Raw genomic sequence first — 25,446 nt, 5'->3', positions numbered from 1 at the left:
CAAAACCGTTATGCCAGTCGCACATTGTAGCGAATCCGGTGTGGCTTTTCGGACGAATATGGTGCGAATGCGCGTGCTTTTCGGCCCTTTTTTATATCGAAGCACGCGAAATCGACAATAAAAAAGGGCGCGAAGGTGCGCGGTTGAGATTCCCGATCCATGCCCAATCTGACGACGATCAGCCTCCCGAATCCCGGTCACGTCATGGCGAGCGCGCGCATTGCGTACGACGCTAGAATGCTTGTTTGCGCAGACGTTGACTCTCTCGATCTCTCATGTCCGACACTCTCATCGCATCACCCGAAGAACTGGACGAATCGAAGTTCGTCACGTTCGAAGGTTCGCCGTTCCAGCTCTACCAGCCGTATCCGCCCGCGGGCGATCAGCCCGAAGCCATTTCGACGCTCGTCGAAGGCATCGAGGACGGTCTCTCGTTCCAGACGCTGCTTGGCGTGACCGGCTCGGGCAAGACCTTCACGATGGCGAACGTGATCGCGCGCATGGGCCGCCCGGCGATCGTCTTCGCGCCGAACAAGACGCTCGCGGCGCAGCTTTACGCCGAGTTCCGCGAGTTCTTTCCGCGCAATGCCGTCGAGTACTTCGTCTCGTACTACGACTATTACCAGCCGGAAGCGTACGTGCCGCAGCGCGACCTTTTCATCGAGAAGGATTCGTCGATCAACGAGCACATCGAGCAGATGCGGCTTTCGGCCACGAAGAGCCTGCTCGAACGCCGCGACGTCGTGATCGTCGCGACCGTGTCCGCGATCTACGGTATCGGCAATCCGTCGGAGTATCACAAGATGATTCTCACGCTGCGCACGGGCGACAAGCTCGGCCAGCGCGACGTCATCGCGCGTCTGATCGCGATGCAGTACACGCGCAACGAAGCCGATTTCCAGCGCGGCTCGTTCCGCGTGCGCGGCGACACCATCGATATTTTCCCGGCGGAGCACGCTGAAATGGCGGTGCGCGTCGAGCTTTTCGACGATGAAGTCGAATCGATGATGCTCTTCGATCCGCTCACCGGCCGCGTGCGCAACAAGATTCCGCGCTTTACCGTCTATCCGTCGTCGCACTACGTGACGCCGCGCGATACCGTGATGCGCGCGATCGAAACCATCAAGCTCGAACTGCGCGAGCGGCTCGAGTTTTTCCATGGCGGCGGCAAGCTCGTCGAAGCGCAGCGGCTGGAACAGCGCACGCGCTTCGATCTGGAAATGCTCCAGGAGCTCGGCTTCTGCAAGGGCATCGAGAATTACTCGCGGCACTTTTCGGGCGCGGCGCCTGGCGAGCCGCCGCCGACGCTCGTCGACTATCTGCCGCCCGACGCGCTGATGCTGCTCGACGAATCGCACGTCTTGATCGGCCAGTTGAACGGCATGTACAACGGCGACCGCGCACGCAAGGAAAATCTCGTCGACTACGGTTTTCGCATGCCGTCCGCGCTCGATAACCGGCCGCTCAAGTTCAATGAGTTCGAGCGCAAGATGCGTCAGGCGATCTTCGTTTCCGCGACGCCCGCCGACTATGAAAAGCAGAAGGCGGGGCAGGTGGCCGAGCAGCTCGTGCGGCCGACCGGTCTGGTCGATCCGGAAATCGAGGTGCGTCCGGCGCGTTCGCAGGTCGACGACGTGCTGTCGGAGATCAACGCGCGCGTCGCCGTGCATGAGCGCGTGCTGGTCACCGTGCTCACGAAGCGCATGGCCGAGCAGCTGACCGAGTTCCTCGCCGATCACGGCGTGAAGGTGCGCTATCTGCACAGCGACATCGACACGGTCGAGCGCGTGGAAATCATCCGCGACCTGCGGCTCGGCACGTTCGACGTGCTCGTCGGCATCAACCTGCTGCGCGAGGGTCTCGATATCCCCGAAGTGTCGCTCGTCGCGATTCTCGACGCCGACAAGGAAGGCTTTCTGCGCGCCGAGCGCTCGCTGATCCAGACGATCGGCCGCGCGGCGCGCAACGTGAACGGCAAGGCGATTCTCTATGCCGACAACATGACGGACTCGATGAAGCGCGCGATCGGCGAAACCGAGCGGCGCCGCGAGAAGCAGATCGCGCACAACCTGAAGATGGGCATCACGCCGCGCGGCGTCGAAAAGCGCATCAAGGACATCATCGATGGCGTCTACAACGCCGACGAAGCCCGCGCCGAACTCAAGGAAGCGCAGACGCGCGCGAAGTTCGAAGACATGTCCGAGAAGCAGATCTCGAAGGAAATCAAGCGCCTCGAGAAGCAGATGATGGATCACGCCAAGAATCTCGAATTCGAAAAGGCGGCGCAGACCCGCGACCAATTGGCGCTCCTGCGACAGCGTGTGTTCGGCGCGAACGTCGGCGATCATGTGAGCGGCATCGGCGGAAAGTAAGCTTTATGTAAGTGGAATTGCGCTGAAAGCCGGAAAGCGCGGCGAACCGAATGGTTCGCCGCGCTTTTTTATTGCTTTTGGAAATCGCGCGATTCCGCGAAAAGCCTTGCCGCGTCTGGGTCTGTAAGCTCGCTCAAATTGTTGCGGGTGTCGAACGATGCTAAACTGACGAACATTGAGAATGGTTCGTATTAACGTTCACAGAGTTGTGCTAACGCGCCTCTGCGACATGTCGATTGCGGACGTTCCAACGGGAGGTATTGCTCCGGCCGACGCTTCTCCTTGAGGCGTCCGGCGCGCCGGTCCGGTACTTCAGTGGCAGGGCTCGCGTGGCACGCGCGCCAGTCGATAACAACAAGGAGTTTCTGATGGGTTCAACGTTGGTGCGCGGCCTCGTCGCCGCCGCAGGTCTCACGGCGATGATGGCAGCATCGGCCGCCGAATATCCGATCGGCAAGCAGCACATCGAAGGCGGCATGGAAACGGGCGCCGTGTACCTGCAGCCGATCACGATGGCGCCGGAAGGCATGATGCGCAAGGCGTCGGATTCGGACATCCACCTCGAGGCGGACATCCACGCGGTCAAAAACAACCCGACCGGTTTCGCCGAAGGCGACTGGATGCCGTATCTGAATGTCACGTATGAACTCACGAAGGTCGGTACGACCCAGACCCTCAAGGGCGACCTGATGCCGATGGTCGCGAGCGACGGCCCGCATTACGGCGATAACGTGAAGCTCTTCGGCCCGGGCAAGTATCACCTGAAGCTGCACATCTCGCCGCCTTCGCAGGAAGGTCATATGGCGTTCGGCCGTCACACCGACAAGGAAACGGGCGTGGGTCCGTGGTTCAAGCCGTTCACGATCGAATACGACTTCCCGTTCGCGGGCATCGGCAAGAAGGGCGGTTACTGATCGTCGCAGGCGCCCGGCATCCCGGACCGGGCGCGTTCATCCTCAGGAAGTACGCATGAAACTGAAAATTCAGGTGGCCGCGCTTGCGATGTCCGTGTTTGCCTCCGGGACCGCGTTCGCCGCCGACCTGCCGACGTTCAAGCTCGAAATGAACGACGGCAAGCTCAACCCGGCGCGCATCGAGGTGCCGGCGGGGCAGCGCATCAAGATCGAAGTGCACAACATCGGCAAGGGCGCCGCCGAGTTCGAAAGCGTTCAGTTGCGCAAGGAAAAAGTCCTCGCGCCGGGCGCCGATTCGTTCGTCGTGATCGCGCCGCTGGACCCGGGCGAATACAAGTTCTTCGACGACTTTCATCAGTCCGCGCAGGGCGTGATCGTCGCGAAATAAGCGTCGTGCCGGCACGAGGCGTCATGTCGCGCGCGGCCGATCGAAGTGCAATTGCTGGAGGTTTGGAATGGGGCAGGTACTTTTCATCGTGTGGCGGGAGAGCGTCGAGGCGTTGCTCGTCGTCGGCATTCTCTACGCGTGGCTGAAGAACGGCGATCATCAGGCGCGCCGCGGCCTGCCTTATCTGTGGGCCGGCGTCGTCATCGGCCTGGTTGCGGCGGTGGCGCTGGGCGCCGCGCTGATCGGCTTCACCGAAGTGCTGTCGGGCAATGCGCAGGATTACTTCCAGACCGCGATGGTGCTGGTCGCGTGCGTGCTGATCGTGCAGATGGTCCTGTGGATGAAGCGCCACGGCCGCACGCTGAAGCGCGACATGGAGTCGTCGCTGCAAAAGAGCACGCAAGACGGGCACTGGTGGGGCATCGCGCTGCTCGTCGCGCTCGCGATCGCGCGTGAGGGCAGCGAAACCGCCGTGTTTCTGTATGGCGTCGGCTTCGGCCAGTCCGGGCATGTCGACGTGTCGCAGTATGTCGCGATCATCATCGGCTTCGGCCTCGCGCTCCTGACGTTCTATGTGCTGCAGCTCGGCGGCAAGATCTTCTCGTGGCGCTCGTTCTTCCGCGTCACCGAGATCATGCTGCTGTTTCTCGCGGCGGGCCTGTTCGAGACCGGCGTCGACAAGCTGATCGACATGGAAGTGCTGCCGGTGATCGTCAATCAGGTGTGGAACACGTCGTGGCTGCTCGACGATTCGAGTACCTTCGGCTCGCTCGTTGCTACACTCACGGGTTATCGCGCGCATCCGGCGGGCATGAACCTCGTCGCGTATGCGCTGTACTGGATCGTCATCTATCTCCTGATGCGCCATTCGAAAAACCGGATGGCGCAAAAACAAAAGGCGGCAAGCCGTCCAGCATGAGTTCTGTGATACCTAGACCGGGCCGGCTGCAACAAGCCGGTCACTGGATGCAACGTCACGGCAGCGCGATCCGCATGATTCAGTGGGTCGTCGTTGCCGTGTACGCGTTTCTGATCGCCGTTCCCGCCGTGATGCCGCTGCCCGATGGCTCCGCGCATTTGTGGAGCAATCTCACGCTCGCCGCGCAGTTCGTGTTCTGGGGCATCTGGTGGCCGTTCGTGCTGCTGTCGATGGTCATGCTCGGCCGCGTCTGGTGCGGCGTGTTGTGTCCCGAGGGCGCGCTGTCGGAGTTCGCGAGCAAGTTCGGCCGCGGCTGGGCGATTCCGCGCTGGATGCGCTGGGGCGGCTGGCCCTTCGTCGCGTTCGGACTGACGACCATCTACGGCCAGATGGTCAGCGTCTATCAGTATCCGAAAGCGGTGTTGCTCGTGCTCGGCGGCTCGACCGTGGGCGCGATGATCATCGGCGTGCTGTATGGCCGCGAGAAGCGCGTGTGGTGCAAGTATCTGTGCCCGGTGAACGGCGTGTTCTCGCTGCTCGCGCGGCTCGCGCCGTTCCACTACAAGGTCAGCGAAGACGCCTGGCGACGCTCGTACAAAGAGGGCGAGCATGGTCATCGCGTCATTCCGATCAACTGCGCGCCGCTCGTCCCGCTGCGCAACATGAAGGGCGCCGCCGACTGCCACATGTGCGGCCGATGCAGCGGCCATCGCGATGCGATCGCCCTCAAGTGGCGCTCGCCGTCGGAAGAAGTCGTGACGCTCGGCGACAAGGCCGCGAATCCGTGGGACACGGCGCTGATTCTGTATGGCCTGCTCGGTATCGCGATCGGCGCGTTCCACTGGACCGTGAGCACGTGGTTCGTCGACCTGAAGCAATATCTCGCGGCGTGGCTCATCGATCGCAATATTCTCTGGCCGCTCGATACCAACGCGCCGTGGTTCCTCTTCACGCATTATCCGGAGCAGAACGACGTCTTCTCGTGGCTCGACGGGACGATGGTGATCGGCTATATCGTCGTGACGGGGATCGTGTATGGCACCGCGTTGCTCGCGCTCCTCGCGATGGGCACGCGCATGCTCGGCAAGATGAACGCGACGCGCCTGCACCACCTGACGCTCGCGCTGATCCCGATTGCGGGCGTCGGCGTGTTTCTCGGCCTGTCCGCGACCACGGTATCGCTCTTGCGTGCCGAGCATTTGCCGTTGTGGTGGGTGCCGGGCCTGCGCCTCGGTTTGCTCGGCGCGGCGAATCTGTGGAGCGCGTGGCTCGCGTGGCGCGTGACGAACCGCTACTCGCCGACGCTTGTTCCCCGCGTGCTCACGATGGTATGGTTTGTCGCTGCGCTGGCCGTCGCGGACAGCGCGTGGTACCTGATGTTCTGGGGCTTCAGTCGATAAACCGTCCACGCCGTCACGCGCGGCAACGAGAGCGAGAAGTGAGAACCAAACCCGTACTGACCGATGAAGACGTGAAGGCCATGGCCGCCGCTGCGGAGGCGCATGCCAGGGAGCACAACTGGAACGTGACGATTGCGATCGTCGACGATGGCGGGCATCTGCTGCATCTGCATCGTCTGGACGGGACGGGCGCGAGCACCGTCGAAATGGCGACGGGCAAGGCGCGCACCGCCGTGCTGGGCCGCCGCGAAACCAAGGTCTACGAAGACACCATCAAGCAGGGCCGCACGGCATTCCTTAGCGCGCCCATGACGGCGATGCTCGAAGGCGGCGTGCCGATCTTCGTGGGCGCGGATATCGTCGGGGCGGTGGGCGTGTCGGGCGTGAAGTCGGATCAGGATGCGCAGATCGCGAAAGCGGGTATCGCGGCGCTGGGTATCGAGAACGTCTGAAGCTTTCGCGCGATGCGCGCAATAAAAATGGCACGTCTTCGTCGCGAAGGCGTGCCATTCTGTTTCCGATGCGGCGCTCGTCGGCGCGCATCGTGAGAACCCAAGCAGGAACCAAAAAAAGCGGCTTCGCTTGCTATCGACGACTGGCTGGTATTTGCACGAAGGGGTCTAAATTCTCGCGTGCAAGTCGTCCTCGCTGGCTAAGGCCAAACACCTCTTGGCGAGGTGGTCCCCACAATACCCTGTACGTCCTGCTGTTCTTGCGTGTCTTGCGCGTTACTTCGTCAGGATCAGCTTGCCCAGACGCGTCGCGCGCAACTGATACGTTTCCCCGTTATGCACGATGCTCACGTGGCTGCGTCCCTGCAGCAGCGCGTCGCTCTTGAGCGAGCGCTCCCCGTTGCTTTCCGCTGCGTGAGCGACGTGAACCGTCGTGACGGTCGTCGCCTTCGGGCGGGTGATCGCGGCGTCGCGGACAGCCGGACGGCGCAGCCTGAGCGTGGAGGATCGCAGCGTGTCGGTCATGTCGGAAGTGTGCGTTCGTTGATTCGATGGGTCTATGGTAAATGATAACTATTCCTATTTGCAACTAGACTTTCCGATTGAAGCGCAACTTTTGATAGCCAGGCTCGATGCGGCGGAGAAGCAATCGCCGCCGCATCGCGCGATACGCTCAATGCAGCGGACTCTCGTCCTTGCGACCGTGCACGAACTGGCGAATCAGCCGCACGGTGTCGATATCCGACTCGCGATAAGCCGACTTCACGATTTCCTGCGTCTGACGCTCATCGGGCGTGGCGTTTTCGTTCTCCGGCAGCGTCGTGCTGTAGGTGAAGCGCAGGAATAGCTGAAGCGAGTCGGGCTGCACGATCGCCATCGTCAGCGAGCCGCCGACGTAATCGGCAGTCGGCAGGATGTCATAGCGCACGCTCGACCCGGGCGTCAGCGTCACGCGATCGCGCACGGTGGCCTGGCCGTAGTGCAGTTCGCGCTCCATCGTGTCGCCATCGCGCGAGAGGATGTCGCAGCTATCCAGCCCCAGCACGAATAATTGCGGCTGTTCCGCGCGCAGGACGAGCCCTTCCCAAAGCTGTTCGGGCGTGAGCGAATCGACGAGCGGGTTGAGCGGATCGTTGATCTGGATCAGGTGTTCGAAATTCAAGACGACGTTTCCTTGGACGTTCGTGGTGCCCGCGATGCATCACTGCGGCGTGAGACCGGAGTCGATGCGAATCGCGCCGGACAGAACCTTGTGGATCGGGCACGCATTGGCAATTTGCAAAAGCCGTTGCCGCTGTTCATCGGACAACGCACCCTGGAGCGAGATGCGGCGATCGATGTTCGTACCTTCCGCGGTGCTCTTCATCGACAACTCGACGTGCACGCCTTCCAGCGGCCATTCCTTGCGCTTCGCGTACATCTTCAGCGTGATGGACGTGCACGCGCCGAGACTCGAGAGCAGCAGCGACGCCGGTTCCGGTCCCGTATCGCCGCCGCCGAGGCTGGCCGGTTCGTCGGCGATCCATGAATGCGTGCCATCTGCGAGGCGGACTTGATAGTCGATATTGCCGATGTCGGCGGTCACGGAAGGTCCGGCCATGCGTTGCTCCTTGTTTTGAGAGGGACTGCAAGAATGACGAAAAACGGCGCGGCAAGAACGGTCATTGTGACGCAATGTGTCCGTTCATGCCGCACCGTCTCGTCGATTGCGCGCTGGTACGTCGGCGAGGACGCTCAGTGCGTGATCGCGCCCATCCGGCCCGCCTGATAGTCGACCACCGCCTGACGGATCTCATCCTCCGTGTTCATCACGAACGGGCCGTAGCGCACCACCGGCTCCTTCAGCGGCACGCCGCCGATCAGAAGCAGTTCGACGGGTTCATCGCTCGCGGCGAGAACGATCGTATCGCTGTCGTCGCGAAAGATCACCATCTGCTGCGCGCGCACCGGCTGGCTTTGCGGACCGTACAGCGCGGTGCCCGACAGCGGATACGCGAACACGCGGTAATCGCGTGGCACGGTCAGCTCGATCCGCGCGCCCGGTTTCAGCGAAAAGTGTTGATACAGAATGGGCGTGCGAGTTTCGATCGCGGCCTTCACGCCGAGCGCCTCGCCCGCGATCACCTTCACGCTGACCTTGCCGTCTTCGCTGGTCGCGACAGGAATCTCCGTCGACGGAATCTCCTGATAGTGCGGCGCGATCATCTTGTCGCGCTGCGGCAGGTTCACCCATAGCTGCAGGCCGTGCACGCGGCCGCCACGGCGCGTGAAGTCCTCGGCCGGCATTTCGCTATGCACGACGCCCGCGCCCGCGGTCATCCATTGCACGTCGCCGGGGCGCAGCGTGCCCGAATGACCCGCCGAGTCCTTGTGGCCGAACTCGCCTTCGAGCATGTACGTCACGGTCTCGAAACCGCGATGCGGGTGGTCGGGCGCGCCCTTCGCCTCGCCGGGCGCGTAATCGGCGGGGCCCATTTCGTCGAGGAGAAGGAACGGGTCGAAATCCATCAGAAGACGGGTCGGAAACGGGCGATGCACGACAAATCCGCCGCCTTCGACAGTGCGGGTCGCCGGAATGATGCGTTCGATGCTGCGGCTGGTGGACATGGTTGCCTCGTGTCGAATATGCGGAAATAGGGGAATAGCGATAAATTTGAAACACAGGTCTATTATATGGGCCGCGTTTCACGGTAAAAGACGCTGCCGCGCAATGGATTGTCGCGCTGGCGATAACGAACCGCGTCAACTCGAATCCCTGTCTCCCGAGCGACCATGAAAGCCGACTCGCATGATCTGAACGATCTGATGTATTTCTCGCACGTCGTCGAGCACGGCGGATTTTCGGCTGCGGAGCGCGTGCTCGGCATCTCGAAGTCGCGGTTGTCGCGGCGTGTGTCTGAGCTCGAAGCGTCGCTCGGCGTGCGCCTGTTGCAGCGCTCGACACGCAAGCTCGCGCTGACCGAAGCCGGACAGCTCTTCTACCAGCATTGCCAGGCGATGCTCGCGGAGGCCCAGGCGGCCGTCAACGTCGTGCAGAGCCTGCGCGATTCGCCGCGCGGCACCGTGCGCGTGAGCGTGCCCGTGACGATCGCGCAGACGTTTCTCTCCGCAGTGATGCCGGATTTCATGCATCGTTATCCGGAAGTGCGCGTCGTGCTGCGCGTGACGAATCGTGTGGTCGATCTGTTCGAGGATGCCATCGATGTCGCGCTGCGCGTGCGCTCGGAGCCGCCCGCGAGTTCGAACGTCGTCGCGCGGCCGCTGTGGCGCACGGAGCAGATGCTGGTTGCGGCGCCGTCGCTCCTGAAGTCGAACGCGCCGCCGATGACGCCCGCCGAGCTCGCCCAGTACGACACGATCGACACGCCCTCCGCCGATGGCCGCCACGTCTATCGCCTTATCGCGCCGGACGGCACGCGCCACGAGTTCGAGCACGAGCCGCGGCTCGTCACGGCGGACTTGTCGATGATCCGCGAAGCCGTGATGCGCGGTGTCGGCATCGCGGCGTTGCCCGAGATGATGTACGGCGCACCGCTGCGAACGGGGCAACTCTCGCCGGTGATGCCGGGCTGGACGTTTCCGTCGCCGCAACTGTATGCGGTTTTTCTGTCGCGCCAGGGCATGGTCCCGGCCGTTCGCGCTTTCGTGGATTTTCTCGTCGAGTCGATAGGTAGCGGTCAGCGCTTCCCCGGAGAATGTCCTGTTCAGGAAACGCCGGAACGGGAAACAGTTTGACCGCATCCGCGTTTGTCATTGGTTTATGACATTGAAGCGCGCGTTTGCGATGGTCAGATTCAATTGAACGTCCCTCATCGCAGCGGTATATTGAAACCTCCTTCGCTAAGGAGCTCCTTATGCGAAAACTCACGGCTGCTCTGATAGTTAGCCTGATAGGGTTGATTGCGCTGTCCGTGTCGACCACGGCTGCCGCATGTGACGGAACTTCTGGCTCTGGCTATTCGAACCCGAAGTGACCGCCTCACCCGAATGCGCCGAGTGCGCACGAAAAAAGGCCTTCATCTGACGATGAAGGCCTTTTACTTTTGAGGCTTGCGCGAGCGCTTATTTGCCTGCTTGCCGCCTTATTTGCCGCTCTTGGGCTCCGTGACGAAACCGATCTTCGTCAGTCCGCCTGCCTGCGCCGCCGACATCAGATCGGCGACCTTCTCGTATGCCACCTGACGGTCCGCGCGCAGATGAATCTCCGGCTGCGGATTCTGCTGCGAGGCCTGCGCGATGCGCGCATTGAGCGTCGCTTCGTCGATCGGCTGATCGTCCCACAGCGTCGTGCCGTCGGCCTTGATCGCGATATTCACGTGCGCGGGCTTCTCGTCCTGCGGCTGGCTGCTCGCGTGCGGCAAGTCGATCTTGACCGCGTGATGCATGGCCGGAATCGTGACGAGGAAGATGATCAGGAGAACCAGCATGACGTCGACGAGCGGCGTCATGTTGATCTCGCTCATCATGCCGTCGTCTTCGTCTCCGGCGAAAGGGCTCATGGCCATTGCGAGTCTCCCGGACTTACGACGCGCGCGTCGCGAGACGCAGGCTGTCGGTCGAGCCGTTCGTCGCGCGCTTGGTCGACGAGAGCTTCGAGCCCGTGACGAAGAATGCGTGCAGGCCGTGCGCGAAGCGGTTCAGTTTCGTGACGATGCCCTTGTTCGCGCGGGTGAGGGCGTTGTAGCCGAGCACCGCCGGAATCGCGACGAAGAGGCCGAACGCGGTCATGATGAGCGATTCGCCGACCGGACCGGCAACCTGATCGATCGAGGTCTGGCCCGTCGCGCCGATGGTCAGCAGCGCGTGATAGATGCCCCAGACCGTGCCGAACAGGCCGACGAACGGCGACGTGGAACCGATCGACGCGAGAATCGCGAGACCCGACTGCATGCGGCCGACGCCTTCGTCCATCACGTCCTTGAGGCAGCGCGTGATCCAGTCCGACACGTCCATGCGGTCGTGCAGATGCGGCTGCGTCTGGTGATGATGGTCGGCGGCTTCTTGTCCGGCGAGCGCGAGCGCGAGGAACGGGTTGTCCGCCGGGCTCGACGACTGGCTGCCGAGCTTCTTGATGCCGTCGCTGAAGTCGTCGGAGTGCCAGAACGCCTGTTCGGCGTTCTTGGTCAGGCGCTTCAGGCGCACGACATTCCACGCCTTCACGACGATCACCGTCCACGAAAGCACCGACATGATGACGAGTGCGAGCGCGATGCCCCGCGTCACGAAGTCGCCTTGCGCCCAGACGTGCGCAATCCCGTAGTTTTCCATTTTCTCTTTCCTTCCTTGTATCTAAAAAAATCGATCAGTCGTTCAGACTGAAAACGAATGGCACCGTGGCGGTCGCGCGAATCGCTTCGCCATTTTCCTTGTACGGGCTGCACGCGCTGCCGCGTACCGCTTCGAGCGCCGCGTCATCGAGCCGCGACGAACCGCTGCTCTTTTGCAGCGTGATGTTTTCGATCTTGCCCGACAGCCCCACCGTCAGACGAACGACGGCCGTGCCGGTTTCGCCGCGGCGCTTGGCTGTCGCCGGATAGTCTGGCTGCGCGATGTTACAGCTGAGGCGCGCGACATTCTTCGGCGCGGCGAGATCCATGCTCGGCTTGCCGATGGCGGGCGCGGCAGGCGGCGGCGCGGGTTGGGCAGACGCGGGCGGCGTCGGCTCGGGCGCGGGCGCGGCGATTTGCGACGGCGCTTCCGTGACCGGCATCGGCGTGGGCTTCGGCTCGATCTTCGGTTTGACCTTCGGCTTGGGCTGCGGCTTCGGAACGGGCTGCGGGACCGGTTTGGGCGGCGGCGGCGTCTCGACGGCGACCGGCTGCGGCGCGGGTTGCGGCGTTTCGCTGATCAGTTGCGCGGTGATCGATTTGGCTTCGATCGGGCGCGGCAGCGGCTCGTGGCGCATCGTCAGCGCGACGCCCAGAAGCGCGGCGTGAATGACGACGACAGCGGCGCATGCCGCGATGACGCGCGGATTGGCGTTCGATGCTGGCGCTGTCTGAAATGCGGCGGGAGTAGTGGTCGGGGACTGCATTGTTATTGGCTGCTTGCAATACTGCGTGAATGCTTGCTGAAAACGCTGCTTTCCAACTCGAGGTCCAGCGACTGCGCAGGCACGGTGCGGAAGAAACCAGACGACGTCATTTTCGGAAAATAAGCAGGGAGATAAACACGGTGGCCACGAAGCCGATCAGCAGTTCCATCTTTCCCTCCAGGGGTAAAGGGGTTGCGCGGCTGGCTAAAAGTGACCGGAAGTTCGAAGGTAACCTGGCTTGCTGGAAACGAGAAAACGTCCCGAGGCGCCGCTGGAGAACAACGGGCGCCGCCGGTTGTGCGCGGCGCAGCGGCTGCGCGAGTTTCTTCAGGCAGCTTGACGCTCGTAGAACGTGAGCGGCGCGACATGCTCGCGATGCTCGACGCCACAGCGCGAGGCGCAGACGCCGCTTTGTGCCATCACATCGCGAACGCTTTCCTCACACTTGCCGCAGCACAGCGCGACACCGAGCTCGAATTGCAACTCGTCGAAGGTATCCACTCCTTCGGCGATGGCGGTTCGAATCTTCCGGTCGGACACTGACTTGCAGACACAGACAATCATGATCGTTCGCAATAGTTAGCGTTAATGCGAATTATTATCATTCGGTATTGGCGCGTTTGCAAGCGAGGCTCGGTGTTTTTTGTAACAGAGCGCGCAAGTTAGCGGGGTTATTGCTAGAGAGCCTTGCCTGGCGGGGGAAAGCGCGCAGCAAGACCGGCGGCGCGCGTGAAAAACCCTCAGACGATGTCGGGTTCCGCGAGGCGCGTGCGGCGCGAAGGGATGTCGACGTGCTCGACTCTGGCGTCGAGTTGCAGCAGGGCCGCGGCGAGCTGACGCTGGGAATCGCCGTCGGCGGTGGAATAGAAGCGCGGCAGGGTGTCGGGCGGCGCGGCGAGGTTCTTCAGCGCGTGAGCGTCCAGCAGACGATCGAGCTGGCGCGCGATGGCGACACTCGTATCGACGATCTGCAGCCGCTCCCCGGCGATATCGCGGATTGCGCGATCGAGAAAGGGGTAGTGCGTGCAGCCAAGCACGAGCGTGTCCGCGCCCGCGTCGAGCATGGGCGCGATGTAGCTTTCCAGCAGCGCCATCAGCGCCGGCGACGACGTATCGCAACGCTCGACCGCCTGAACCAGCCCGTGTCCTGCCTGACAGATGAATCGGCAATCGCCCGCATAACGGTCGAGCAGCGACTGAAAGCGCGCGGAGCGCAATGTGACGGCCGTAGCGAGCACGCCGACCACGCGCGACTTCGACACCGCCGCCGCAGGTTTCACCCCCGGCTCGACGCCGACGAGCGGAATCGGCAGGCGCTCGCGCACGAGCGCGATCGACTGGGCGGTGGCCGTGTTGCACGCGACGACGAGCGCCTTCGCGCCTTGTCCGACGAGCCAGTCCCCGATCGCCATCGCGCGGTCGACGATGAAGTCGTCGTCACGTTCACCGTACGGCGCGTACCGCGAATCGGCGACGTAGATCAGGCGTTCGTGCGGCAGCGTCGCGCGCACGGCGCGCAGCACCGACAACCCGCCGAGACCGGAATCGAAAATGCCGACCGGCGCGCTCGCGTCTGACGCGGCACGCTCCTTCGGCTTCAGGGAAGGCACTGCGCCGGGCATGCGATTACTCGTGATCGCCCATCATGGTTTGCTGGTAATTCTGGATGCCGACCTTGTCGATCAGATCGAGCTGCGTTTCCAGCCAGTCGATATGCTCTTCGGTGTCATGCAGGATCTTTTCGAAGATTTCGCGCGACACGAAGTCACGTACCGACTCGCAATACGCGATGGCTTCCTTGCAGGTCGACTGGGAAATCTGCTCGAGCTTCAGATCGCATTCGAGGATTTCCTTGGTTTCTTCGCCGATCAGCAGCTTGTGCAGGTCCTGCAGATTCGGCAGGCCGTCAAGCATGAATACGCGCTGGATGAGCCAGTCGGCGTGCTTCATTTCGCCGATCGATTCGTCGTATTCGTGCTTGTTGAGCTTCTCGAGGCCCCAGTGCTGATACATCCGGGCGTGCAGGAAGTATTGATTGATCGCAGTCAGTTCGTTCTTCAACTGCGAATTCAGATATTCGATGACTTTCGCGTCGCCTTGCATGATTTCGTGTCCTGTTCTTAACGTGGGGCTTCTGAAAAGATAAACCTTGAGCGTGACAATGCCAAGGTTGAGTAGAAATTTTTTGTTTCAGACGAAACTGAGAATGAAAACCTTTCTCGACTAGCGGCGTTCGAAAGAAAAGAGCCGGGCGGATTGCCCGGCTCCTGACAGTCTCTAGCGGTAATAAACCGCCATTAAGCAGCGATCAAGCCGTCGCGACCGGAATCTTGCCGATCTTCGCCTGCCATTCGGCGGGACCGGTCTTGTGGACCGACGTGCCGCTCGAATCGACGGCGACCGTCACCGGCATGTCCTGCACGTCGAATTCGTAGATCGCTTCCATGCCGAGATCTTCGAACGCGAGCACCTTCGCCGCGCGAATCGCCTTCGACACGAGATACGCAGCGCCGCCGACCGCCATCAGATACGCGGCCTTGTGATTCTTGATGGCCTCGATCGCGACCGGGCCGCGCTCGGCCTTGCCGATCATCGAGATGAGGCCGGTTTGCGCGAGCATCATCTCGGTGAACTTGTCCATGCGCGTGGCCGTGGTCGGGCCTGCCGGTCCGACGGCTTCGTCGCGCACCGGATCGACCGGGCCCACGTAGTAGATCACGCGGTTCGTGAAATCGACCGGCAGCTTTTCGCCCTTGGCGAGCATGTCGGCGATGCGCTTGTGCGCGGCGTCGCGGCCCGTCAGCATCTTGCCCGACAGGAGCAGCGTCTGCCCCGGCTTCCACGACGCGACTTCTTCCGGCGTCAGCGTGTTCAGGTCGATGCGCTTGCTGGTTTCCGTGTTCGGCGCCCAGGTGACCTTCGGCCATGCGTCGAGCGGCGGCGCTTCGAGCTTCGCTGCGCCCGAGCCGTCGAGCGTAAAGTGCGCGTGGCGCGTGGCCGCGCAGTTCGGGATGATCGCGACCGGCTTCGATGCCGCGTGCGTCGGCGCTGCCATGATCTTCACGTCGAGCACGGTCGCGAGGCCGCCGAGACCTTGCGCGCCGATACCGAGCGCGTTCACTTTCTCGTGCAGTTCCACGCGCAGCTCTTCGATCCAGTCCTGCGGCCCGCGCGCGATGATGTCCTGAATATCGATCGGGTCCATCAGCGATTCCTTCGCCATGACCATCGCCTTTTCAGCGGTGCCGCCGATGCCGATGCCGAGCATCCCCGGCGGGCACCAGCCGGCGCCCATCGTCGGCACGGTCTTCAGGATCCAGTCGACGATCGAATCCGACGGATTCAGCATCGCGAACTTCGACTTGTTCTCCGAGCCGCCGCCCTTGGCCGCGACCTGGACGTCGACCTTGTCGCCCGGCACGATCTCGTAGTGGATCACGGCCGGCGTGTTGTCCTTCGTGTTCTTGCGGCCGCCTTCGGGCGGACTCACGATCGATGCGCGCAGCACGTTGTCCGGGTTCAGGTAACCGCGGCGCACGCCTTCGTTGATCATGTCGGTGACCGACATCGTCGCACCGTCCCAGCGCACATCCATGCCGACTTTCACGAACACCGTGACGATGCCCGTGTCCTGGCAGATCGGCCGCTTGCCTTCGGCGCACATGCGGCTGTTGGTCAGGATCTGCGCGATCGCGTCCTTCGCGGCGGGGCTCTCTTCCAGCTCGTAGGCGCGGCCGAGCGCCTGAATATAGTCGAGCGGATGGTAGTAGCTGATGTACTGCAGCGAATCGGCGATGCTCTGAATCAGGTCTTCCTGCTTGATGACTGTCATGGCTTGGGCTCTGGGGGACGAAATTATTTGTGCGCGTTCTGTCGGACGCTTCAGTCGAGGGCGCTGCGGGGCGCGACGGTTTCGCTGTGAAAGTGCGTCGGATGCGTATGCGTGGTCAGCCGGTCGACATACGCCATGATGAGCGCGGAAACGAGGAACGCGACATGGATGATCACCTGCCACATCACCCCGTAGAACGTGTGCTGGTCGGGGTTGATGAAGGTTTTCAGCAGGTGGATCGACGAGATGCTGATAAGCGCCATCGACAGCTTCACTTTCAGCACGCCCGCGTTGACGTGATCGAGCCATTCGGGCTCGTCGGGATGGCCTTCCACGCCGAGGCGCGACACGAAGGTCTCATACCCGCCGACGATCACCATGATGAGCAGATTCGAGATCATGACCACGTCGATCAGGCCGAGGACGACGAGCATGATGTTGGTTTCGTCGAGCGTCATCGCGTGCGTGACGAGGTGCCACACTTCCTTCAGGAACAACACGACGTAGACGGCTTGCGCGACGATCAGGCCCAGATAGAGCGGGACCTGCAGCCAGCGGCTCATGAAGATGACTTTCGGCAGCACTTTCATCGAGCCGGGCTGAGAGGGCGAGGCGGAAGAATGCTTGGGAGCGGACATGGGCGGCTTTTCAGTCGAGGTGGATCGGACCGGAAATGATGACGGGCGAATATGACGAAGAAAAACGTACGATGCGCCGGCAAACGCGCGTTTGAGCGCAATTGCGGTGTCAGGAAGCCCGCTATTGTAGCGCGTCGCCGCGCGGGCCTGCCGAAAGCTTTCAGAATCCGCTGAGGAACGGCCTAGCTGTTTCTAAACACCCGTTTCCCTCGGCACGGTTCCGGTGGCGCGCGATTTGAAACTCGCGAGCGCGATGCCCGTCACGACACACGCGAGCGCGACGCCGTGCGCGAGCGTCGGCCGTTCGTCGAGGAAAGCGATGCCGTAGAGCGCCGCCGCCACCGGCAGCACGGCGCAGAACACGCCGGCGAGACTGCCGTCGACGTGGCGGATGCCTTTCATCCATAGCCAGAACGAGAAGATGCTGGCGGAGAGCCCATACCATAGGACGAGCGCCCACGTGTCCCAGGCGACGCTGGTCCAGTCGAACTGCGCGAGCGAAGCGGCACCGACGGGCAGCATCAGCAGCAGACCGATGGCATGTGTGTACGCGCAGATGTCGATGGCGGGCAGCGTCTGCGTGAGACGGCGCGACAGGATCACATAGAGCGATTCGCAGCACACCGCGCCGAGCACCATCAGGTTGCCGGGCAACGAGCTCGCGCCCGTGTCGCCGGCCTGAGCGACGTTGATGACGAGCACGCCCGCGATCGCCAGTCCGATGGACGCGAACGCGCGTCCGCCCGGCTTCTCCTTCAGGAAGATCCACGCGAAGAGCGCGACCACGGCCGGAATCGTGCTCGTGATGACGCCCGCCGCGACCGCGCTCGTGCGCGCGACGCCGCCCAGCATCAGCAGCGTAAAACCAAATGTGCCGAACAATGCCTGCAGGAAAAGATTGAGCCACTCGCCGCGCGCGACGCGCTTCATCTTCGTCCAGCGCAGCAGCGGCCAGAGCACCGCGAGCGCGATCACAAAGCGCAGCAGCGCGAAGAGCGGAACGGGAACGGAAGCGACGATCGACTTGCCGATGCCGACGTTGCTTCCGACGAGCGGCATGGAGCCGATGAGTAATAGGGCGTAGCGATTCAAGCTGGATACCGCGCGGGTAGTTCAGTTACGATTGTGGGGACGCATTGTAGAAGCCGCGTGGACTCCGTGTATACCCCGTGCCCGTTGGGCCGGCCACGTAAGAAGCGGGTAAGTTGAACGGCTTATCTTGAATTCAATGCAGGATGTCATGGGCGGCCGAATGTGCCCTGACATGCTTTTCGTGCCGCCCGGCACGGTTCAACGGAGACAAGGTTGGAAACGGGAACGCCGCGCGCTTCCCGCGTTCGAACCTCATAAACATGCGGCGCACGCAGCCCATTCAGCGATGCGCGCGCCGCCGGATTTTGGAAACACCATCAGGAGAGGTTGTCGATGTCTGCGATCGAATCGGTTCTTCAGGAAAAACGTGTGTTCCCGCCGTCAGCCAAGGCAACGTCGGGTGCGGCAATCTCCGGCATGGACGCCTACAAGGCGCTGGCAGCGGAAGCAGAGCGCGATTACGAAGGCTTCTGGGCACGCGTCGCACGCGAGACGCTCACCTGGCACAAGCCGTTCACCAAGGTGCTGGATGAATCGAAAGCGCCGTTCTATACGTGGTTCGAGGACGGCGAACTCAACGCGTCGTACAACTGTCTCGACCGTCACGTCGAAGCAGGCCGCGGCAACGAGAACGCGATCATCTTCGAAGCCGACGACGGCACCGTCACCAACGTCACCTATCAGGATCTGCTCGAACGCGTCTCGCGCCTCGCCAATGCGCTCAGGAAGCGCGGCGTGAAGAAGGGCGACCGCGTCGTGATCTATCTGCCGATGTCGGTCGAAGGCGTGGTCGCGATGCAGGCGTGCGTGCGCATCGGCGCGACGCATTCGGTCGTGTTCGGCGGCTTCTCGTCGAAGTCGCTCAATGAACGTCTCGTCGATGTCGGCGCGGTCGCGCTCATCACTGCCGACGAGCAGATGCGCGGCGGCAAGGCGCTACCGCTGAAGAGTATCGCCGACGAAGCGCTCGCGGCCGGCGGCTGCGAGAAAGTGAAGGACGTCATCGTGTATCGGCGCACGGGCGGCAAGGTCGCATGGACCGAAGGCCGCGACGTGTGGCTGCACGAGATCGTCGAAAACGAATCGGCGACGTGCGAGCCGGAGTGGGTGAGCGCGGAGCATCCGCTCTTCATCCTCTATACGTCGGGCTCGACGGGCAAGCCGAAGGGCGTGCAGCACAGCACGGCGGGCATCCTGCTGTGGGCTGCGCAGACGATGAAGTGGACCTTCGACATGAAGCCCGGCGACATCTTCTGGTGCACGGCGGACATCGGCTGGATCACGGGCCATAGCTATATCGCGTACGGGCCGCTCGCGATCGGCGCGACGCAGGTCATGTTCGAAGGCGTGCCGACGTATCCGCACGCGGGCCGCTTCTGGGAAATGATCGACCGCCACAAGGTCACGATTTTCTACACGGCGCCCACGGCCATCCGCTCGCTCATCAAGGTATCGGAAGCGGACGAGAAGGTGCATCCGAAGAGCTACGACCTGTCGACGCTGCGCATTCTCGGCACCGTCGGCGAGCCGATCAATCCGGAAGCGTGGATGTGGTATCACGAGAACGTCGGCAAGGGTCAATGCCCGATCGTCGATACCTGGTGGCAGACGGAGACCGGCGGCCACATGATCACGCCGCTGCCGGGCGCGACACCGCTCGTGCCGGGTTCGTGCACGCTGCCGCTGCCGGGCATCATGGCCGCGATCGTCGATGAAACCGGTCAGGACGTGCCGAACGGGCAGGGCGGCATTCTGGTCGTCAAACGTCCGTGGCCGTCGATGCTGCGCAACGTGTGGGGCGATCCGAAGCGCTATCAGACGAGCTACTTCCCCGAGGAACTCGGCGGCAAGCTGTATCTCGCCGGCGACGGCGCGGTGCGCGACAAGGAAACCGGCTACTTCACGATCATGGGCCGTATCGACGACGTGCTGAACGTCTCGGGTCACCGTCTCGGCACGATGGAAATCGAGTCGGCGCTGGTCGCCAATCCGCTGGTCGCGGAAGCGGCGGTCGTCGGCCGGCCGGACGATACGACGGGTGAAGCCGTGGTCGCGTTCGTCGTGCTGAAGCGCACGCGTCCGGAAGGCGACGAAGCGAAACAGATCGCGACCGAGCTGCGCAACTGGGTCGGCAAGGAAATCGGCCCGATCGCGAAGCCGAAGGACATCCGCTTCGGCGAGAATCTGCCGAAGACGCGTTCGGGCAAGATCATGCGGCGTCTCTTGCGCTCGCTCGCGAAGGGCGAGGAAATCACGCAGGACGTCTCGACGCTCGAGAATCCCGCCATCCTCGATCAGCTCGGCGAAGCGCGCTGATCCTGCGCCGGCCGCTGCCCGAAGCGGGCGCGGTCGATCCTTATTGCCGACGCCATGCGGTTTTGTTAAAAAGCCGCATGTCCGATTTCTCCAGCCCGACGCCCGCCTCACCGCCGCCCGTATCGGCGGCGATGGCGCGTGCGCATCGGCGCTACTGGCGCTTCAACCTCGCGCTGATCGCCGTGCTGATGACGATCGGCTTCATCGTCTCGTTCGGTCTGCCGCTTTTCGCGCAACGCTTTGAGCACGTACGCGTCGCGGGCTTTCCGCTGCCGTTCTACTTCGGCGCGCAGGGCGCGATTCTCGTCTACGTCGCGCTGATCCTCGTCTATATCGTGCTGATGCAAGTCGCCGATGCGCGCCTTTTGCGTGCCGCCCGGTCGGAACAGGGCGACGAAGCATGAAGCTCACGAACCGGCTGATCCTTTACTACACGCTCTATACGCTCGGCTTTCTGCTTTTCATCTTTCTGATGGAGCGCATCGAGCGCACGACAGGGCCGGGCATGTGGATCGGCTACGTGTTCCTGTTCGTGCCGATCGCGGTGTATGCGGTGATCGGACTTTTGTCGCGCACATCCGATCTCGTCGAATACTACGTGGCGGGGCGGCGCGTGCCGTCCGCGTTCAATGGCATGGCGACCGCCGCCGACTGGCTCTCGGCCGCGTCGTTCATCGGTCTCGCGGGATCGATCTACGCGAGCGGCTACGATGGCCTCGCGTACGTGATGGGCTGGACGGGCGGCTACTGCCTCGTCGCTTTCCTGCTCGCGCCCTACGTGCGCAAGCTCGCGCGCTACACGATTCCCGATTTTCTCGGCACGCGCTTTTCCAGCAATCTGGTGCGCGCGCTCGCGGCCGTCGCGGCGATTCTCTGTTCGTTCGTGTATCTCGTCGCGCAGATCCAGGGCATCGGGCTGATCGCGTCGCGCTTCATCGGCATCGAGTTTTCGATCGGCATTTTTTGTGGCCTTGCGGGCATTCTCGTGTGCTCGTTTCTCGGCGGCATGCGCGCGGTGACATGGACGCAGGTCGCGCAATACATCATCCTCATCAGCGCGATGCTGATTCCCGTGTCGATGATCGCCCATCGCGAAGGGCTCGGCTGGTTTCCGCAATTCAACTATGGACGCGTGATGGAGCGGGTCGAAGCGCTCGAACGTGCGGTCGCCGTCTCGCCCGATGAAGCGCGCGTGCGCGCCGATTTTCAGCGTCAGGCCGCGCAGATTCAGCAGCGCATCGATGCGCTGCCGCGTTCGTTCCACGACGAGCATGCGCGCCTCGTCGCCGAGATCGCCGAATTGCGGCGGCACAACGGTCCGCTGCGCGAGATCAACGAGCGTGAGCGTGAGCTCGCGGCCTTTCCGCGCGATCCCACTGACGCGCAAGCCAAATGGTCGCGCGAACGCGATGCATTGATCGAACGCGTCGCCGCGCCCGTGCCGATGACCGAGGCGTTCGCGCCCGGTTCTTCCGGCGACGAGAGTCCGCGGCTGCATCAGGTGAACTTTCTGTCGCTGCTCCTGTGTTTGTCGATCGGCACGGCGAGCTTGCCGCACATTCTCACGCGCTATAACACGACGACGTCGGTGTCGTCCGCGCGGCGTTCGGTCGGGTGGACGCTGTTCTTCGTCGCGCTTTTCTATTTGACGGTGCCGGTGCTCGCGGTGCTCATCAAGCACGAGATATTGACGGGACTCGTCGGTCATCGCTTCGCGGATCTGCCGCAGTGGGTCACGCAGTGGCGGCGGGTGGAGCCGTATCTGATCCGCATCAGCGACGTGAACGGCGACGGCATCGTGCGCTGGGCCGGCATCCAGATGCAGCCGGACATGGTGGTGCTCGCGGCTCCCGAGATTGCCGGATTGCCGTATGTGATCTCCGGCCTGATCGCGGCGGGCGCGCTGGCTGCTGCGCTCTCGACGGCCGACGGCTTGCTGCTCACGATCGCCAACGCGCTGTCGCACGATGTGTACTACTGCATGGTCGATCGTCGCGCGTCCAGTCAGCGGCGCGTGACGATCTCCAAGATTCTGCTGCTCGGCGTCGCGTTGCTCGCGTCGTATGTGGCGTCGCTCAATGCGGGCAACATTCTGTTTCTCGTCGGCGCGGCGTTTTCGCTTGCGGCGTCGAGTCTCTTTCCGGCGCTCGTGCTCGGCGTGTTCTGGAAGCGGACGACACAGCGCGGCGTCGTCGCGGGGATGATCGCGGGGCTCGTCGTGTGCGTGTATTACATCGTGTCGACGTATCCGTTCTTCGTGCAACTGACGGGCTTCGCGGGGCCGCGCTGGTTCGGCATCGAGCCGATCAGCTCGGGCGTGTTCGGTGTGCCGGCGGGCTTCGCGGTGGCGATCGCGGTGAGTCTTGTCGATCGCAAACCGGATGCGTACACGCGGGCGCTCGTCGATTACATTCGTCATCCGTAGGGGCTGGCGCACGCGCGGGAAGTTGGTATAATCGCGGTCTTCCGGAGAGATGGATGAGTGGTTTAAGTCGCACGCCTGGAAAGCGTGTATAGGGTAAAACCTATCGGGGGTTCGAATCCCCCTCTCTCCGCCAGAATCTCAAGCCCTTGATCTTCAAGGGCTTTTTTATGCGCGATTGATATTCGATTTTGCGCATTGTCGATCAGCGTGGCGCGAAACGTCGAGCGCTGCCGTTTCGATGATCGTCTGATTTCGACTTCAGAACCCCGCGCACTTTCATCATTTTCCTAAGCCGTCACCGCAGTCGCGAACCTGGTTCATCGACGAGTCACGCAGTCAAAATTTCGGATAACTATATAAAGCTGATCGCGCACAATCAGCAGCACGGCAAGCGCGCGCGTGAAAGAACGGGAGAAATGGAGGCAGACAGGAATGGATGTCGTAAGAGTAGTGGGCGCCGGTATGGCTGCGCCTCTAATAATGCTCGATGAACTCTCGCACATGGCAGGGCGTAGCGGCCCATGCAACCCACCTCTTACGACATTCAGAAGGATAGTCGATACGCGCCAGAAAGGAATCGGATAAGTCGCGTTATGCGAGCAATAAACCTTTCAATTTCAAGATCGCTCAATGGCGTACCGGCTTTCGGGCGAACGCGGCGATAGGATCGTCGTCCGCCGTGGTGACCGCGGTCTGAACCGGTGCCTTATGCGCCGCCTTCCTGCTTTTCTGCGGTGCAGCAGACTTTGGCTGAGTGTGAGCAATCTCCGCGCTCGACATCCACTGCTCTGTGTATCTCGCGCAGGCGGGCGAGGCGCTCGAAAAGAGCGCAACGGTGACCGTCGTCAGAATAACGCTGGGTGTTCGCATGGTTGTGATGTAGTTCTGGAACGATAAGGCACCGCGAAACGATGACATTCGCGGCGTGGAGCGAGATGGAAAAGCTCAGTGCGAAAAGAGAATCATCTGGGCGGTCAGATTCTGGATGTCGCGGCGCATCGAATCGGGATATGCGCAGATCTGTTCGAAACCAAGGCGAGCGCGACTCGCGCAATGCTCGCTGATCTGCACCGATTGCGAGAGCGTCGCGTAGCCGTTCGCATCGACGGAAATCTGCAGTTCCTTCATTTTTTTAGGCTCTTGTAAAAACAGAAGGTCCGCATTTAAGCCGCTCAAGCATTAAAAAACGCTCGGACAAATCCGATTACCTCGGCACGCGACGATCCTTTACCTTCGGATGCGCTCGCTCACGCAAAGAGCCGCACGAACGCGCGCCAGAAAGCGCTCCAGCGACCCTGCGTGACCGTGCGCGACGCGTCCATGTCGCGCTGCCAGGTTGCGTTTTCCTGATCGTCGCGCGCCCGCGTGACGAGTGTCCCGAAGTACATGGCGAATCCTCTGTGCGGATATCGATGACGGAAGGCGTCGCTGTGAGCGACAGCCATGCGTTCAGGATGCCGGTGCGGCCGCAATCGCAACACCCGGATGACGGCTGCCAACCGAAGGAGGGAGCGCAGATGGACGAAAGGAGGGACCGGCTTGCGCGCGCGTCAGACGGAATGAGGCAGCGAGCGCAGACGCTTGAGCGCCGCGCGCGATTCGTCGCGGGCCGTCTTGTCGAGCCAGCGCGCCGCTTCGTCGATGGCGTCCTTGTCGTTCAGCGCCCGCGCGACACGTCGCAGGACCGCCTCGCTCGCGAGCACGTCGTGGAGTCGCACGAGCGCGGACTGTGCCGCGAGAAGTTGCGTCATCGTGTGCCGATGCCCGCGCTCCAACACCGGAGCGAACATTTCGAGCAGGCATTGTAGTTTCGTCGCCGCTTCCTCGATGCTGCGCAAGGTCTTCGCATCCACACGCTTCATCTTCGACGCCCGATGTTCCCGCTTGCTGAGCATGTCATCGGCGAGCGAGACGCGCTGGCGTGCAAACTCTTCCAGCGTGCGATCCTCGCCGCGCGCCTCGAGACGCCGCCGCGCATCCGCGAGCGCGCGACGCAGCAATACATCGACGTGCGCCTTGCGCAGCGTCACGCAACTCGTCGCCGATGCGTCGCGACGCTCCAGCCGCAGTGTGCGCACGACTGGCCCGAGGCGCGTGCAATCCTCGTTGGCATGTGAGAGCAGATCGCACGCCGCATCGAGTTCATGCGGCTCGCCCGCGATGTCTGCGAGACGTTTGAAGCGCTTGCGCACTACGCGCGCTTCCTTCTCGTCGAGCAGCGGTTCGAACGCCCACCATATTGCGCGCAGCCGGCTCAGCGTCGAACGCAGCCGTTCCAGCAATTCGATGTCGGTACGCTCGGCCATCAGTTCCGTCTGCTGGAATGCTTCGCTTGCGAGCGGGGCGGTCAGCATGATGAAAGCATCGGCGACGGGCTGATCGCGAAGGGCGTACGGATCGGACACGCGCGCGCGTGACTCGCCGGAGTAAGGGCTGAGCGAACCGCTCAGGCTCTTGCGAACAAGCGCTGGGTCGAAGTTCAGTGTCATCGTCTCTCGGTATGCACTTATATCGCACGACGCTTCTTTTATATTTCGGTTTCGTTCGTGCGCCAGCAGTTTTCGCCATCATTCGGTGGGCGTGCTGGCCGGAAACATAGACATGCAGAATGTCACTCGTATGACAGCGCGGACTTTTCCCGATGAAATCGTTCTCGCGGCCACG

The 25,446-nt window shown here is 62.4% G+C and carries 26 protein-coding genes and 1 tRNA gene; 11 read left to right on the top strand and 16 right to left on the bottom strand.

Going from position 1 to position 25,446, the window contains the following annotated elements:
* Nucleotides 1–275 precede the first annotated feature (275 nt).
* The 6 genes from uvrB (at nt 276) to ACEN42_RS09840 (ending at nt 6,445) form a co-directional block, all read left to right on the top strand.
* Nucleotides 276–2,372: an excinuclease ABC subunit UvrB gene (uvrB, locus tag ACEN42_RS09865; protein ID WP_250483426.1), complete on the top strand. Its 2,097-nt coding sequence runs from the start codon at nt 276–278 to the stop codon at nt 2,370–2,372.
* 368 nt (nt 2,373–2,740) lie between these two features.
* Nucleotides 2,741–3,286, top strand: a complete 546-nt coding sequence (locus tag ACEN42_RS09860) for an iron transporter (RefSeq protein WP_371879821.1) — start codon at nt 2,741–2,743, stop codon at nt 3,284–3,286.
* Between the two features lie 55 nt (nt 3,287–3,341).
* A complete protein-coding gene (locus ACEN42_RS09855) occupies nt 3,342–3,674 on the top strand; it encodes a cupredoxin domain-containing protein (protein ID WP_238210306.1) in 333 nt (110 codons plus the stop codon).
* 67 nt (nt 3,675–3,741) lie between these two features.
* A complete protein-coding gene (locus tag ACEN42_RS09850) occupies nt 3,742–4,593 on the top strand; it encodes an FTR1 family protein (protein ID WP_371879820.1) in 852 nt (283 codons plus the stop codon).
* Nucleotides 4,590–5,993 (top strand): 4Fe-4S binding protein, encoded by a 1,404-nt coding sequence (locus tag ACEN42_RS09845; RefSeq protein ID WP_371879819.1) that lies wholly within the window; start codon nt 4,590–4,592, stop codon nt 5,991–5,993. The genes ACEN42_RS09850 and ACEN42_RS09845 overlap by 4 nt, the downstream gene beginning before the upstream one ends.
* Nucleotides 5,994–6,031: 38 nt before the next feature.
* Entirely contained in the window at nt 6,032–6,445 is a 414-nt protein-coding gene (locus tag ACEN42_RS09840) for a heme-binding protein (protein WP_187605019.1), read from the top strand.
* Nucleotides 6,446–6,721: 276 nt separating this feature from the next.
* Here ACEN42_RS09840 and hemP read toward each other — a convergent pair whose 3' ends face one another.
* The 4 genes from hemP to ACEN42_RS09820 form a co-directional block, all read right to left on the bottom strand.
* On the bottom strand, nt 6,722–6,970 hold the full coding sequence (hemP, locus tag ACEN42_RS09835) for a hemin uptake protein HemP (RefSeq protein WP_162065347.1): 249 nt from the start codon (nt 6,968–6,970) through the stop codon (nt 6,722–6,724).
* 148 nt (nt 6,971–7,118) lie between these two features.
* Nucleotides 7,119–7,607, bottom strand: coding sequence for an SRPBCC family protein (locus tag ACEN42_RS09830; RefSeq protein ID WP_187605018.1), 489 nt, complete (start codon nt 7,605–7,607; stop codon nt 7,119–7,121).
* 39 nt (nt 7,608–7,646) lie between these two features.
* Complete coding sequence (locus ACEN42_RS09825; protein WP_371879818.1) at nt 7,647–8,045, bottom strand: OsmC family protein; 399 nt, start codon at nt 8,043–8,045, stop codon at nt 7,647–7,649.
* 134 nt (nt 8,046–8,179) lie between these two features.
* On the bottom strand, nt 8,180–9,052 hold the full coding sequence (locus tag ACEN42_RS09820) for a pirin family protein (RefSeq protein ID WP_371879817.1): 873 nt from the start codon (nt 9,050–9,052) through the stop codon (nt 8,180–8,182).
* Nucleotides 9,053–9,217: 165 nt separating this feature from the next.
* Here ACEN42_RS09820 and ACEN42_RS09815 point away from each other — a divergent pair, with 165 nt between their 5' ends.
* Nucleotides 9,218–10,180, top strand: a complete 963-nt coding sequence (locus tag ACEN42_RS09815) for a LysR family transcriptional regulator (protein ID WP_238288020.1) — start codon at nt 9,218–9,220, stop codon at nt 10,178–10,180.
* A gap of 347 nt (nt 10,181–10,527) precedes the next feature.
* Here ACEN42_RS09815 and ACEN42_RS09810 read toward each other — a convergent pair whose 3' ends face one another.
* The 9 genes from ACEN42_RS09810 to ACEN42_RS09770 all read right to left on the bottom strand — a co-directional run bounded on the left by ACEN42_RS09810 (nt 10,528) and on the right by ACEN42_RS09770 (nt 18,041).
* A complete protein-coding gene (locus tag ACEN42_RS09810; RefSeq protein ID WP_187605015.1) occupies nt 10,528–10,950 on the bottom strand; it encodes a biopolymer transporter ExbD in 423 nt (140 codons plus the stop codon).
* Nucleotides 10,951–10,966: 16 nt separating this feature from the next.
* Nucleotides 10,967–11,713 carry a MotA/TolQ/ExbB proton channel family protein gene (locus ACEN42_RS09805; protein ID WP_035506532.1) on the bottom strand — a complete coding sequence of 249 codons (747 nt, stop codon included), beginning with the start codon at nt 11,711–11,713 and terminating at the stop codon, nt 10,967–10,969.
* 34 nt (nt 11,714–11,747) lie between these two features.
* Nucleotides 11,748–12,479: an energy transducer TonB gene (locus ACEN42_RS09800; RefSeq protein ID WP_371879816.1), complete on the bottom strand. Its 732-nt coding sequence runs from the start codon at nt 12,477–12,479 to the stop codon at nt 11,748–11,750.
* A 327-nt stretch (nt 12,480–12,806) separates the two neighbouring features.
* A complete protein-coding gene (locus tag ACEN42_RS09795) occupies nt 12,807–13,043 on the bottom strand; it encodes a bacterioferritin-associated ferredoxin (protein ID WP_035506537.1) in 237 nt (78 codons plus the stop codon).
* 176 nt (nt 13,044–13,219) lie between these two features.
* Entirely contained in the window at nt 13,220–14,101 is an 882-nt protein-coding gene (gene murI, locus ACEN42_RS09790; protein WP_371879815.1) for a glutamate racemase, read from the bottom strand.
* A 4-nt stretch (nt 14,102–14,105) separates the two neighbouring features.
* Nucleotides 14,106–14,582 carry a bacterioferritin gene (gene bfr / locus ACEN42_RS09785; protein WP_035506542.1) on the bottom strand — a complete coding sequence of 159 codons (477 nt, stop codon included), beginning with the start codon at nt 14,580–14,582 and terminating at the stop codon, nt 14,106–14,108.
* 205 nt (nt 14,583–14,787) lie between these two features.
* The gene (locus tag ACEN42_RS09780) at nt 14,788–16,311 is read right to left on the bottom strand and encodes a fumarate hydratase (protein ID WP_250483433.1); all 1,524 of its coding nucleotides are present in this window, start codon (nt 16,309–16,311) and stop codon (nt 14,788–14,790) included.
* A 50-nt stretch (nt 16,312–16,361) separates the two neighbouring features.
* Entirely contained in the window at nt 16,362–16,949 is a 588-nt protein-coding gene (locus ACEN42_RS09775) for a TIGR00645 family protein (RefSeq protein WP_187605011.1), read from the bottom strand.
* 192 nt (nt 16,950–17,141) lie between these two features.
* Nucleotides 17,142–18,041 carry a DMT family transporter gene (locus ACEN42_RS09770; protein WP_371879814.1) on the bottom strand — a complete coding sequence of 300 codons (900 nt, stop codon included), beginning with the start codon at nt 18,039–18,041 and terminating at the stop codon, nt 17,142–17,144.
* Nucleotides 18,042–18,374: 333 nt separating this feature from the next.
* Here ACEN42_RS09770 and acs point away from each other — a divergent pair, with 333 nt between their 5' ends.
* From acs to ACEN42_RS09750, 4 genes are all read left to right on the top strand, one after another.
* The gene (gene acs, locus ACEN42_RS09765; RefSeq protein WP_371879813.1) at nt 18,375–20,357 is read left to right on the top strand and encodes an acetate--CoA ligase; all 1,983 of its coding nucleotides are present in this window, start codon (nt 18,375–18,377) and stop codon (nt 20,355–20,357) included.
* Between the two features lie 77 nt (nt 20,358–20,434).
* Nucleotides 20,435–20,761, top strand: coding sequence for a DUF4212 domain-containing protein (locus ACEN42_RS09760; protein ID WP_187605008.1), 327 nt, complete (start codon nt 20,435–20,437; stop codon nt 20,759–20,761).
* On the top strand, nt 20,758–22,782 hold the full coding sequence (locus ACEN42_RS09755) for a sodium:solute symporter family protein (RefSeq protein WP_187605007.1): 2,025 nt from the start codon (nt 20,758–20,760) through the stop codon (nt 22,780–22,782). The genes ACEN42_RS09760 and ACEN42_RS09755 overlap by 4 nt, the downstream gene beginning before the upstream one ends.
* A 43-nt stretch (nt 22,783–22,825) precedes the next feature.
* Nucleotides 22,826–22,915, top strand: a tRNA-Ser gene (locus ACEN42_RS09750).
* A gap of 812 nt (nt 22,916–23,727) precedes the next feature.
* Here the strand turns inward: ACEN42_RS09750 and ACEN42_RS09745 are convergent.
* The 3 genes from ACEN42_RS09745 to ACEN42_RS09735 form a co-directional block, all read right to left on the bottom strand.
* Nucleotides 23,728–23,910, bottom strand: a complete 183-nt coding sequence (locus ACEN42_RS09745) for a hypothetical protein (RefSeq protein ID WP_371879812.1) — start codon at nt 23,908–23,910, stop codon at nt 23,728–23,730.
* A 119-nt stretch (nt 23,911–24,029) separates the two neighbouring features.
* Entirely contained in the window at nt 24,030–24,170 is a 141-nt protein-coding gene (locus ACEN42_RS09740; RefSeq protein ID WP_187605004.1) for a hypothetical protein, read from the bottom strand.
* A 162-nt stretch (nt 24,171–24,332) separates the two neighbouring features.
* Nucleotides 24,333–25,271, bottom strand: a complete 939-nt coding sequence (locus ACEN42_RS09735; protein ID WP_371879811.1) for a CHAD domain-containing protein — start codon at nt 25,269–25,271, stop codon at nt 24,333–24,335.
* Nucleotides 25,272–25,446 lie beyond the last annotated feature (175 nt).

The sequence above is a fragment of the Caballeronia sp. S22 genome, assembly GCF_964261745.1.
Lineage (GTDB): Bacteria > Pseudomonadota > Gammaproteobacteria > Burkholderiales > Burkholderiaceae > Caballeronia > Caballeronia jiangsuensis.
The sequence above is the reverse complement of the archived record's forward strand: the minus strand, read 5'-3'. Positions and strand labels throughout refer to the sequence as shown.